The sequence below is a fragment of the Shewanella litoralis genome, assembly GCF_009828585.1.
In the GTDB taxonomy this organism is placed as follows: Bacteria; Pseudomonadota; Gammaproteobacteria; order Enterobacterales; family Shewanellaceae; genus Shewanella; species Shewanella litoralis.
Genome location: NZ_WSRZ01000045.1, coordinates 1 through 12570 on the forward strand (window position 1 = coordinate 1; position 12570 = coordinate 12570).

Consider the following 12570-nt stretch of genomic DNA (forward strand, 5'->3'; position numbering starts at 1 on the left):
ACGACCATTATGGAACATTTTACCATCGCCTATCGCGGCATACATTTCTGCCGCTGTCATGGGGCCAATACCTATAACGCTTTGCACTCGCTTACAGATAGGATTCTTTCTTGTATAAGCGGTTACTTTTTTAGTGTAAAACTCAACTTTCTCTTGTGCCGCAACAAAGTCAGCATAGAGTTCGCGAAAACTTTCTCGTGCAAATGCCGATAACTCATTGCTTTCATCATCAATAAATTCAGGCAATCGAGTCGCTAATGCCGTTTTTCCTTTTGCAGCGCATAAACCATATTCTGCAAGAAAGCCTCTAACTTGATTGTTGATTGCGACCATCGTTTTTACATGGCGCTTTCTCATGCGCAGCACCATTTGAATATCTTCTTGCTCGACGCTTTTTATCGGTACAAATGTCATGTTTGGTCGTTGTGCAGCTTCCGCAATGGCTTCAGCATCATTAAAATCATTTTTGTTTTTACGACGATAAGGCACAACATATTGAGGCGCAATGAGCTTGACTTGATGCCCTAATTTAATGAATTCACGAGCCCAATGGTTAGCCCCGCCACAGGCTTCCATCACTATCAACATTGGCTCTAATCGGGCAAAGACACTGAGCAAGTCGGCACGCTTAATTGCTCTCTTTTTAACTAACTTTCCAGCTTGATTAACGGCAAACATGTGGAAAATAGTTTTTGATATATCTAAACCAATTGTTGTAATCTTCATATTCGGACCCGCCCTTTGTTGATAAAGTGTACAAACTTATCATGGCTCACTATGAAGCCGATTAGAAGGGTGGGTCCATCTCATTATTCCGGCAGTGATTTTGAGCCGGAATCCAGGTGTTGGTTTTCATTACGCTTTAAAGCAAGGTCAAAAGAAACACCTGGATCCCTGATACAAGCACTCAGGGATGACGGGCTAAAAGATGACGGGCTTAAAGACGACGAGCTTAAAAGGTAAAGCATTGTCTCCTTCTACGTCATTCCGGCAACGATTTTGAGCCGGAATCCAGGTGTTGGTTTTACGCTTTAAAGCAAGGTCAAAAGAAACACCTGGATCCTTGATAAGAGATCTCAGGGATGACGGGCAGTAGGACAAAAGCCTAGAACCTAGGATCTAGAACCTAGGACCTAGAACCTTAAGTCAACAGAAACACCTGGATCCCTGATACAAGCACTCAGGGATGACGGGCTTAAAGATGACGGGCGTAGAAGGTAAAGCATTGGCTTTTTCTACGTCATTCCGGCAGTGATTTTGAGCCGGAATCCAGGTGTTGGTTTTACGTTTTTAAGCAAGGTCAAAAGAAACACCTGGATCCCTGATAAGAGATCTCAGGGATGACGGGCTAAAAGATAACGGGCTAAAAGATAACGGGCTTAAAGATGACGGGCGTAGAAGGTAAAGCATTGGCTCCTTCTACGTCATTCCCGCAATGATTTTAAGCCGGAATCCAGGTGTTGTCTTTACGCATTAAAGCAACGTCAACAGAAACACCTGGATCCCTGATACAAGCACTCAGGGATGACGGCTGAAAGAATACGGGCTTAAAGATGACGGGCGTAGAAGGTAAAGCATTGGCTCCTTGTACGTCATTCCGGCAATGATTTTGAGCCGGAATCCAGGTGTTGGTTTTACGCTTTAAAGCAAGGTCAAAAGAAACACCTGGATCCTTGATACAAGCACTCAGGGATGACGGGCTAAGAGGGTAAAGCATTAGAGAAACACCTGGATCCCTGATAAGAGATCTCAGGGATGACGGGTTACAAGAATACGGGCTTAAAGAATACGGGCTTAAAGAATACTGGCTTAAAGATGACGGTAAGAAGATAACGAGCTGTGTAGATTTTACGATTTTTAGTCCTAATTGTTGGATACAGATTTGTAATATGTGGAGGTGATGGCACTCGGTGATAATGAATTTACTGGTTTAGTGTGTGACGTTGGTTGTTACTTTGTGGCAAGCAATGTGTGAGCTGAACAATTAAGGCGACTTTATGTTACTGGGTCATAAATCAAATGCCTCTACAAATTGTTAATGATTAATTTAAAGATGAAAGCGACGGGTGAAAGTGAGCCGATAAATCACTTCTCTTGTTACCTATGGTTTATATAAGGATATAAATGATGAACATTCCATTTAAAAAGCGTTATTGTTTTGCTGCTTTAATTAGTGTTGCAATGTCGCCTGCGATGGCGGCTGAAGAGCAAGCTGGTGCGATACAAACTGCATCTGGCGTTGATTTGATACCCTATTTAACGACGGGATATCGATATGACGACAACATTGCCAGTACTAAAACATTTAAAACCGACAGTTGGATATTAGGTGTGACGCCTGGTTTGCAAGGGCAGTTACTGGATGGCAATAGCGAGTACCTTTTTGATATGGGTATCGATTATGGCTCGTTTTCAAGTGGCTCAGACGACAACTATTTAGATGTTAATTTAGGTGGTTCGGCTGATGTTGAATTAAATCAATCTAATTCGTTTAATCTCAACGCTGCTTATAATATGGGCCATGAAGAGCGTGGTAGTGGTGTGTTTGAAGGTGCGGGTGATGCACAAGACGAACCTGCCACATTTGATACTTACAATGTGGGCGGTTTTTACGAGTATGGTGCTAAATCGACACCTGCACGTATTCAAGTGAATGCCAATTATTTTGATAAAGAGTTTACCAACTTTGAAGCGTTAACCTTGTATCGTAATTATTCTGATACCGATTTTGGTGCAACGTTCTTTTACGACAGTGGTGCCTCGGTGAGTTGGGTGTTTGATACCAGCGTTATTAGTACTGAGTACGATAATGTTGACCCAACTGGTGACCGCGACAGTACTAGCACGAACTACCGTGTGGGTGTGGATTGGGAAGCAACGGCGTCTACCTCTGGTTCTATCCGTATTGGTAACCAGGAAAAAGACTTTGATAACAGCGCTCGTAAAGATTTTAGCGGTTTATCATGGGATGCCAGTGTCACCTGGTCACCATTAACCTATTCAGCGTTAACCTTTAGTACGGGTAACAGTGCTAAAGACCCGAGCAGTAATGGCGATTATATTGAAGCGACTACCTATGGCATGAGTTGGAACCATGGCTGGAGCGACTTTTTATCGACTAGCGTGGGTTATAACCAAACTGATGAAGACTATGTTGGAGTAGACCGTAGTGATAAGTTAAAAGTGTATTCGCTTTCAGCCTCTTATGTTGCGTCGCGTTGGTGCACTTTGGTTGCTGGTGTTGATATAACTGAAAGTACGTCTAGCGATGCAACTTACGGTTTTGATCGCAATGTTTATTATATTAATGCTCAGATGACACTATAGGTTTTATGATGAAGTTGTTTTTTATATCGTGTGTATTTGCCTTGCTTACTTTGTTTAGCCCTATAACGTTAGCTGTTGAAGTGGATGACGGTTATCGTTTAGGTGCTGGCGATACTATTGTGATTAAAGTATTTGGTGAAGATGATTTAACACTGGAAACGCAGATTACTAATAGCGGCAAGGTAAATTATCCTTTTTTAGGCACTATTTTGATTAAAAACTTGTCGATAAAGCAAGTGGAAGAATTGGTGTATAAAGGCTTAAAGGGTGATTATTTGGTTGAGCCTAATGTGTTTGTGGGCATTGTGTCTTATCGACCATTTTATATTCACGGTGAAGTAAAACAACCTGGTGGTTACCCCTACCAGCCTGGCATGACAGTGAATCAGGCTGTCGCGCTGGCAGGGGGACTTACCGAGCGTGCGTCGAAAGATAAGATTTTTATTTCGCGCGAAGGGACAAAATCAGAATCAGTGAACGGCACGATAAGTAGTCAAATTAACGCTGGCGATACTATCACAATTGAACAGAGATTTTTTTAATGACGTCCCAGGCTAATGTATTAATGAACGACCCTAACTCGGTGCAACAACCTAATGAACAGGTGATTGATTTACGCAAATTAATTAAACCGGTTATGCAGTCTAAATGGCGCATTATTGCGTTTGCATTGCTTATTACGGCTTTAACAACCTTTGTTGTATTTAGTTTAACGCCTATTTTTAAGTCGACCGCGACCTTATTAATTGAGGCAGAACAAGCCCGTGCAATTAAAATTGAAGAAGTGTATGGCATTAACTCTGGCCAGCAAGAATACTATTTAACCCAGTTTGAAATTATTAAGTCGCGCTCTATCGCGGAGCGGGTATTTAATGATTTAGATTTAATCAATCACCCAAGTTTTGAAGCTAAACCGTCGATAGTGTCGCAGGTTAAGCAATGGCTAGACTTTTTACCTTTGCCACAAGCTGAGCCTGAGAGTGAAGCGGTTAAAAAGCAAAAGCTAGTTGATGCCTTTATGGCAGACATTAATGTGTCGCCTGTGCGTAAAACTCAGTTGGTTTACATTAGCTATGACAGCCCTGATGCCGTGTTAGCTGCCCAGGTGGCCAATGCCATTGGTGATGCATATATTTTAAGCCAGTTAGAAGCCAAGATGGGCATGACCAATAAGGCCAATACCTGGTTAGGCGGGCGTTTAGAAGATTTACGTTTAAAGCTTGATGCCTCTGAGCAAAAGCTGGAGTTATTTAGAACCCAAAATGGCCTTGTGGATGTTGAGGGTGTTACGGCACTAGATGCAAAAGAGTTAGAGCGTTTAAGTGATGAGATTACCGTGGCGCGCTCGAATAAAACCCAGGCAGAAAGCTTTTTAGCGGTGGTGAGAAAGTACGGTAAAACCGACATTAGCCGTTTAGAGAGTTTACCTGAGGTGACCTCGCACTTATCAATTCAAAACGTGAAAAAAGAAGTGGTGTTAGTTGAGCGTAAAGTGGCGGAGCTTAAGCAAGTGTATGGCCCTAAACACCCTAAAATGATTGGTGCTAATGCTGAGCTTAAAACGGTGCAAGATAACTTACGTGTGCAAATTGGCCGTTTGGTGCAAGGTATTGAAGATGAAGCCCAGTCTGCTACACAAAAGCTGCAAGCGTTAGAAGCGCAATTTAACCAATCGAAGGGCTCGTTTCAGAATTTAAGTTCTGTTGATACCGATTACCGCCGACTTGTGCGTGAAGTGGCGACAAATCGCCAATTATTTGAAAGCTTTTTATCGCGCCAAAAAGAAACCGAAGTCACGGGTGACTTTGACTCGCCAGTGGCCCGTTTTACTGACCGCGCGGTGATGTCTTTAGAGCCTGTTAAGCCAAAGAAAAAGCTGATTGTGGTATTGGCCTTTGTGGCTAGCCTGGGGTTAGGCATTGTGTTGGTACTGGTGTTTGACTCGATGAATGACACCATTAAGTCTACGGCGGATGTTGAGCAATTGTTGGCTCAACGTGCTTTAGGTTATATCCCTAAAGCGGCTAAGAAGGCGTCGTTTGAGCAAATTAACTTTGCGTTTTTTGACTCGGAACAACGGCTGCATTCTGAAAGCGTGCGGTCGATTAGAACTTCATTGTCGTTATTGGCCATTGGTGAGCCTTTGTCGGTGATTGAGGTGACATCATCGTTCCCTAACGAGGGTAAAACCGCTGTGTCGATGAATATTGCATTTGCGTATTCGGCGATGGAGAAAGTGTTGATTATTGATGCTGACATGCGCAAACCTAATATGGGCATGCGTTTTGGTTTACCGTCGTTTCAACATGGTTTAGCTAATTACTTAACCGGTACTGATGCATTGACTCAGTGCATTGTAAAAGACGTTAAGCCTAATGTTGATTTAATGCCAGCAGGTGCTGTGCCGTTAAATCCGTTAGAGCTTTTGTCGTCGCCTAAATTTGCTGAGCTATTAGCGGAGCTTAAAGGCCAATACAGTAAGATTATTATTGATACGCCGCCTGTGCATGCTGTGAGTGACGCTTTAGTGATGTCGTCGCATTGTGATGCGGTTATTGCGGTGGTTAAAACCGGCCATACACGTACTGAAGCTATTAAGTTAACGTTGGCTAAGTTAACTCAGGCCCGTGGTAAAGTGTTTGGTGTGGTATTGAACCAGTTTAATACAGATGAGGCGCGCCAGTATTACGGCCAATATGGTTATTACCAGGCGTATGGGCATGATGCTGGCTCGGCGGAGAAACCTGCCTAGTGATTGATTTACATTGTCATATTTTACCTGGCATTGATGATGGAGCTAAGTCGGTTGACGAGGCTCTAGCGTTAATTGCGCTAGCTGAGGAGCAAGGTATTACCCATATGGTGGCAACGCCACATATTCATTTGGGGATTTTTGATAATAGTATGACCACCATTACCGCGGCATTTAATTTACTGCAACAGCAGTTGGCTTTGTCGACGGTTAACTTAAAGGTGAGAGCGGCTGCTGAAGTGAGAATTTGCCCTGAAATTATGTGGTTTATTGAGCAGAAGCAGTTACCTTTTTTAGGCCGTTATCAGGACATGGATGTATTGCTGCTTGAGTTACCGAGTAGCCATATTCCGCCAGGAACCGATAAACTAATCAGTTGGTTGTTGTCTAAAAATGTGATGCCTATGATTGCTCATCCTGAGCGAAATAGAGAGTTACAGGCTTATCCTGAACGGATTAATTTGTTTGCTCAATCTGGGTGTTTATTTCAGTTAACGGCTGCATCTTTATTAGGTGATATGAACCCAGCTGCTCAGTTAGTTGCCGAGCAATGGGTTACTGAAAGACGCTATACTGTGGTTGCATCTGACTGCCATAGCGTGTTGAGACGTCCGCCTAAATTAGCACAAGCCTGGCAAAGGGTGAGTGAACTTACCGATATACATTACGCCAATGACGTTACTCGTATTACGCCTGCGTTAATTTCTTCTTTTTTATTCAATGACTAATTATTTATGTCGATATCGCTTTATTCTCGCCAGTTTTTAATATTATTGATGCTGTTAGGTTTGGGCTGTTTATTGCCTTTGGTGTTTAATCAAGGTGTGGCCAGCGCGTATCATTTTAAGTCGAGTTATTACTTAAATGCGTGGGAAGTTAAAACGAAGGTTGATGAGATTGAGTACCGCGATGCCTATTCTGCAGCGATAAATGCTTATGAGAGGGATAGTTCGAGCCCACATTACCGGATTACGTTGTCGAAAGTGATGGAGTGGGGCGTTTATTTGGGCTTTGATTCGTTTTCTAACGATGAATTTAATCGCTTATTAAGTGGTGCTATCGCGTTACGCCATAATTGGCCAGCAGCTTACAGTGATTATGGCTTTAATCTTGCGTTTTATCAGGATAAGCCGGATTTAGCATTTGAACAGTTTCGGATAGGGTTAGAGTACGGCCCTTTCGCCCCAGAGGTTATACAGCAAATCCTAACAGTTGGATTTGCATACTGGCCGACACTTTCAATGGATGATAAGTATTTGGTGTTTGACAGCATAAAGCTGGCTTCAACCATGAATCATACAACCCGCAATCATTTAGTGAAGGTTGTTGGTTTGTACGATAAAAAATCATTAGTGTGTAGTTACTTTGATTACTTGCCCGAACCGCTACCTGAAAACACCACAAACTGGATAGCCCATAGCTTGTGTAAAAAGACCTAAAGAAAACACCTGGATCCCTGATAAGAGATCTCAGGGATGACGAGCGGTAGGGCAACGGCAAAAAGACAACAGCAATGCCCACTACTACGTCATTCACTACCTCGTATTCCGGAAATGCTCACTTCTACGTCATTCCTGCAACGATTTTAAGCCGGAATCCAGGTGTTGGTTTTAGGTATTTAAAGCAAGGGCAAAAGAAACACCTGGATCCCTGATAAGAGATCTCAGGGATGACGAGCTAAAAGAATACGGACTAAAAGATACGAGCGTAGAAGGTAAAGCATTGGCTCACTTCTACGTCATTCCTGCAACGATTTTGAGCCGGGATCCAGGTGTTGAATTTGGGGTTTTAGGCCCTAGGCCCTAGATTCTAGGAACTCGCAAGCTCGCCAGAGAGCGGACTTCGTCCTTTTAGAATTTAAGCAACACCTGGATCCCTGATACAAGCACTCAGGGATGACGAGCTAAAAGATACGAGCGTAGAAGGTAAAGCATTGGCTCCTTCTACGTCATTCCGGCAATGATTTTTAGCCGGAATCCAGGTGTTGATTTTACGCATTAAAGCAAGGTCAAAAGAAACACCTGGATCCCTGATAAGAGATCTCAGGGATGACGAGCTAAAAGAATACGGACTAAAAGATACGAGCGTAGAAGGTAAAGCATTGGCTCCTTCTACGTCGTTCCGGCAACGATTTTTAGCCGGAATCCAGGTGTTGATTTCCCACAAGAGGCTATTTTACATTTTATGAAGCAATCTTTATCGGCCAGTTCTTTTTTTATCTTGGCACTGTGTTTTCTTATTATTTGGATACCCATACCGCTTGCTAGTAATCGTATTTGGGCCTGGTCTATTGTTGAGTTTTATATTATTGCTTTGGCTTTTGTGCATCTTGTATTTTGTTTTGTTCGTAAGCAATTATTGTTTACTCAATCCTGGCAGAAGTATTGCTTGCTCCCTGTAATATTTCTGTTGCTGTTCACTTTTCTTCAATGGTCTGGACTGGTTACTGGTATAAGCACGGTTGATGCTTTCCAAACGTTTCAGCAGCTGATTAAGACCCTATGTTACGGTTTGTTTATTTGGCTGTTGTCTGTGCATTGCGTGTCGGTAAAAATGCTACGGTGGGTTTGCGTGGCCATTATAGTGTCTGCCTGTATTCAAGCGTTTTATGGCAGTGTGTTGAATTTAATTAATCTGCCAACATCGCCGATATTTGGTTTTGTTGATGGTGATAGAGCTAAAGGTTCATTTGTTTATCAAAATCATTTTGCGAACTTTTTAGCGGTGTCGATTAGTATTGCTTTTGGCTGGCTCATCTCTGAATTAAAAACGACGCGTTCAGGACGATTTGATTTTAGGACCTTTATACTGGGTGTCTTTGAAACGTTAATCAGCAGCAAGATTATTTTGCGTCTTGCGATTGTGATTATGATTATTGGTTTAATTTTAAGCCGCTCACGCATGGGAAATGCAGGCTTTTTTACCGCGTTAATTGTCGTCTCTTTGTTGGCATTATTGATTTATCGTAATCCGCCAAGAATGTTGAAACCTTTAGTTATTAGTATTTTTATTTTAGATTTAATTATTGTTGGATCTATTTTTGGTGTTGAAAAAGTAAAGCAGCGAATTGAAGATACATCTTTTGCTGCTGAAACGCGTGACGATGTGGTTCGTGATAGTATTCCTATCATTGAACAGCACTGGTTAACTGGGAATGGGGCTGGTAGTTTTTATACTGTGTTTCCACAATACCAGTCTGTTCCATATTCAAGTTTTTATGACCATGCCCATAATGATTATATTCAATTTGCTGTTGAATACGGGGTGGTGGTAACAGGATTATTAGGTTTGTGGCTACTGTATTGTTTATGGTTGGCGTGCCGAACCATGTACTTACGCAATAACAAACTCTATAAAGGCATCGCCTTTGGTTGTGCGATGGCCATAGTGCACATGCTGATCCACTGCACGGTTGACTTTAACTTGCAATCACCTGCCAATACCCTGTTATTTTTAACTATTTTAACCTTATGTTGGTTAGTTCGTTATCTACCATCTGACACCCACAAAATCGCAAGATAAACAGCAATAGGCCGTGCTCCACCCGCACGTCATCCCTGAGTGCTTGTATCAGGGATCCAGGTGTTTCGATTTAAGGTTCTAGGAGCTCGCAAGCTCGCCTGAGAGCGGACTTCGTCCTTCTAGGTTCTAGTTAAAGCTGACGCTCCATCCGCACGTCATCCCTGAGTGCTTTAATTTAGGGGCAAGGTGTTCGATATCATTTCGTCATCCTCGAGTGCTTGTATCGGGGATCCAGGTGTTTCGATTTAAGGTTCTAGGGTCTAGGGTCTAGGAGCTCGCAAGCTCGCCTGAGATCGGACTTCGTCCTTCTAGGTTCTAGGTAAAGCTTGGCTCCACCCGCACGTCATCCCTGAGTGCTTTAATTTAGGGGCAAGGTGTTCGATATCATTTCGTCCTCGAGTGCTTGTATCGGGGATCCAGGTGTTTCTTTGATTTAAGATTCTAGGTTCTAGGTTCTAGGTTCTAGGAGCTCGCCTGAGAGCGGACTTCGTCCTTCTAGGTTCTAGTTAAAGCTGACGCTCCATCCGCACGTCATCCCTGAGTGCTTGTATCAGGGATCCAGGTGTTGCTCGTCATTTGTCATCCTCGAGTGCTTGTATCGGGGATCCAGGTGTTTCTTTTGACCTTGTCTAACAGCATAAAAAGCTAACACCTGGATTCCGGCTTAAAAGCATTGCCGGAACGACGGACTGTACACCTGGATTCCGGCTTAACAGCATTGCCGGAACGACGGACTGTACACCTGGATTCCGGCTCAAAAGCATTGCCGGAACGACGGAGTAGTGGGCGTCTTCTGGATACGATAGTGAAACTACGTAGTGGTGGACGGTTCTTGATACTTATTCTTTTTACCTTTTTATTTTTGATATTAGCGCAAAGCTAAATAAGGATGTTTATGAAAGTTGTTATCCCTGTTGCCGGTTTAGGCACTCGTATGTTGCCTGCAACTAAGGCTATCCCGAAAGAGATGTTGCCTTTGGTCGATAAGCCACTCATTCAATACATTGTTGACGAATGTGTGAGCGCTGGGATTAAAGAGATTGTGTTGGTGACCCATGCCAGTAAAAACGCGATAGAAAACCACTTTGATAAATCATATGAGCTCGAATCAACGTTAGAGAAGCGTGTTAAGCGTCAGCTATTGCATGAAGTACAGTCTATTTGCCCTAAAAATGTCACAATTATGCATGTGCGTCAGGGTGAAGCTAAAGGGCTAGGCCATGCGATTTTATGTGCCAAACCTTGTATTGGTGATAACCCATTTGCGGTGGTACTGCCTGATGTGATTTTAGATTCATACTCTGCCGATCAGCGTACTGAAAATTTAGCTTCAATGTTAATCCGTTTTCGTGAATCACAAGCAAGCCAAATTATGGTTGCGCCAGTGCCAGAAGATCAGGTTCACAAGTACGGTATTGCTGACTGTGGTGGTGAAACGATTAACCCTGGTGACTCAACTAAGATTTTTAATATGGTTGAGAAACCAGAGACAGGTAAAGCGCCTTCGAACTTAGCCGTTGTCGGCCGATATGTGTTGTCTGAAAAAATTTGGGACTTATTAGCGCGTACGCTTCCAGGTGCTGGTGATGAAATCCAGCTCACTGATGCTATTGATATGTTGATTGAATCAGACACGGTAGAAGCGTTTAACATGACCGGTAAGTCACACGACTGTGGTGACAAGTTGGGTTATATGAAAGCCTTTGTTGAATACGGCTTACGCGACCCTAAACTCGGCGGCGACTTTAAGAAAGAATTAGCAGGCTTATTAGAAGAATACAGATAACCAATTCAGGGAAAGCATTAGATAAACCACCCGCACCCACACGTCATCTTTTCGTGCGTCATCCCTGAGTGCTTGTATCAGGGATCCAGGTGTTTCGATTTAAGGTTCTAGGAGCTCGCAAGCTCGCCTGAGAGCGGACTTCGTCCTTCTAGGTTCTAGGTAAAGTTGTCGATCCACCTGCACGTCATCCCTGAGTGCTTGTATCGGGGATCCAGGTGTTTCGATTTGAGGTTCTAGGAGCTCGCAAGCTCGCCTGAGAGCGGACTTCGTCCTTCTAGGTTCTAGGTAAAGTTGTCGATCCACCTGCCCGTCATCCCTGAGTGCTTGTATCAGGGATCCAGGTGTTTCTTTTGATCTTGCCGCTTGTGTAAGTGAGTAAGAGCCAACACCTGGATTCCGGCTCAAAAGCGTTGCCGGAACGACGGGGTAGTGGGCGTCATGTGAGTTCGAACAAACAAATGACGGAGTCGTGGGTATCATCTAATACGAATGAGCAAATGATGTGGTTTGGCTCCACCCGTACGTCATCCCTGAGATCTGTTATCAGGGATCCAGGTGTTGCTTTTGATTTTGCCGCTTGCGTAAGTGAGTAAGAGCCAACACCTGGATTCCGGCTCAACAGCATTGCCGGAACGACGGGGTAGTGGGCGTCATGTGAGTTCGAACAAACAAATGACGGAGTCGTGGGTATCATCTAATACGAATGAGCAAATGATGTGGTTTGGCTCCACCCGTACGTCATCCCTGAGATCTGTTATCAGGGATCCAGGTGTTGCTTAAATTCTAAAAGGACGAAGTCCGCTCTCTGGCGAGCTTGCGAGTTCCTAGAATCTAGGGCCTAGGGCCTAAAACCCCAAAACCAACACCTGGATTCCGGCTAAAAATCATTGCCGGAATGACTTAGAAGGAGCCAATGCTTTACCTTCTACGCTCGTATCTTTTAGTCCGTATTCTTTTAGCTCGTCATCCCTGAGATCTCTTATCAGGGATCCAGGTGTTTCTTTTGCCCTTGCTTTAAAGCGTAATGACAAACCAACACCTGGATTCCGGCTTAAAATTATTGTGGCTTAATGAATCTGTACACCGATATGAGGTAAACTCCTCCTTAATATAATACGGTGTATAAAGTAATGAAATCTCAACCCACTTACTCAACAGAATTTAAAATAGATGCTGCTAATCT

The 12570-nt window shown here is 43.4% G+C and carries 9 protein-coding genes; 7 read left to right on the plus strand and 2 right to left on the minus strand.

The features are described 5' to 3' along the window. Positions 1–726 (minus strand): IS110 family RNA-guided transposase (locus GQA99_RS19805; protein WP_160056893.1); only part of this gene is annotated, 726 nt, incomplete at its 3' end. A gap of 715 nt (positions 727–1441) precedes the next feature. Further along, positions 1442–1717: a hypothetical protein gene (locus tag GQA99_RS19810; RefSeq protein ID WP_160056895.1), complete on the minus strand. Its 276-nt coding sequence runs from the start codon at positions 1715–1717 to the stop codon at positions 1442–1444. 407 nt (positions 1718–2124) lie between these two features. On the opposite strand from GQA99_RS19810, the gene GQA99_RS19815 reads away from it, so the two are divergent. The 7 genes from GQA99_RS19815 to galU all read left to right on the plus strand — a co-directional run bounded on the left by GQA99_RS19815 (position 2125) and on the right by galU (position 11387). Further along, on the plus strand, positions 2125–3327 hold the full coding sequence (locus GQA99_RS19815) for an outer membrane beta-barrel protein (protein ID WP_160056897.1): 1203 nt from the start codon (positions 2125–2127) through the stop codon (positions 3325–3327). Positions 3328–3335: 8 nt separating this feature from the next. Beyond that, a complete protein-coding gene (locus GQA99_RS19820) occupies positions 3336–3869 on the plus strand; it encodes a polysaccharide biosynthesis/export family protein (RefSeq protein ID WP_189386262.1) in 534 nt (177 codons plus the stop codon). Beyond that, positions 3869–6079, plus strand: a complete 2211-nt coding sequence (locus tag GQA99_RS19825) for a GumC family protein (protein WP_160056901.1) — start codon at positions 3869–3871, stop codon at positions 6077–6079. The genes GQA99_RS19820 and GQA99_RS19825 overlap by 1 nt, the downstream gene beginning before the upstream one ends. Further along, positions 6079–6807: a tyrosine-protein phosphatase gene (locus GQA99_RS19830; RefSeq protein ID WP_160056903.1), complete on the plus strand. Its 729-nt coding sequence runs from the start codon at positions 6079–6081 to the stop codon at positions 6805–6807. Before GQA99_RS19825 ends, GQA99_RS19830 begins: the two co-directional genes overlap by 1 nt. Before the next feature lie 6 nt (positions 6808–6813). Next, complete coding sequence (locus GQA99_RS19835; RefSeq protein WP_160056905.1) at positions 6814–7518, plus strand: hypothetical protein; 705 nt, start codon at positions 6814–6816, stop codon at positions 7516–7518. A gap of 1132 nt (positions 7519–8650) precedes the next feature. Continuing rightward, entirely contained in the window at positions 8651–9601 is a 951-nt protein-coding gene (locus GQA99_RS19840; protein WP_229785979.1) for an O-antigen ligase family protein, read from the plus strand. Positions 9602–10496: 895 nt separating this feature from the next. Beyond that, positions 10497–11387 carry a UTP--glucose-1-phosphate uridylyltransferase GalU gene (gene galU, locus GQA99_RS19845; protein ID WP_160056909.1) on the plus strand — a complete coding sequence of 297 codons (891 nt, stop codon included), beginning with the start codon at positions 10497–10499 and terminating at the stop codon, positions 11385–11387. The last annotated feature ends 1183 nt before the right edge of the window (positions 11388–12570 follow it).

What these genes read in the sequence shown, in the direction of transcription:
- GQA99_RS19810 (WP_160056895.1), bottom strand. Translation starts at nt 1,717, where the DNA reads ATGCTTTACCCTCTTAGCCCGTCATCCCTGAGTGCTTGTATCAAGGAT.
- GQA99_RS19815 (WP_160056897.1), top strand. Translation starts at nt 2,125, where the DNA reads ATGATGAACATTCCATTTAAAAAGCGTTATTGTTTTGCTGCTTTAATT.
- GQA99_RS19820 (WP_189386262.1), top strand. Translation starts at nt 3,336, where the DNA reads ATGAAGTTGTTTTTTATATCGTGTGTATTTGCCTTGCTTACTTTGTTT.
- GQA99_RS19825 (WP_160056901.1), top strand. Translation starts at nt 3,869, where the DNA reads ATGACGTCCCAGGCTAATGTATTAATGAACGACCCTAACTCGGTGCAA.
- GQA99_RS19835 (WP_160056905.1), top strand. Translation starts at nt 6,814, where the DNA reads ATGTCGATATCGCTTTATTCTCGCCAGTTTTTAATATTATTGATGCTG.
- galU (WP_160056909.1), top strand. Translation starts at nt 10,497, where the DNA reads ATGAAAGTTGTTATCCCTGTTGCCGGTTTAGGCACTCGTATGTTGCCT.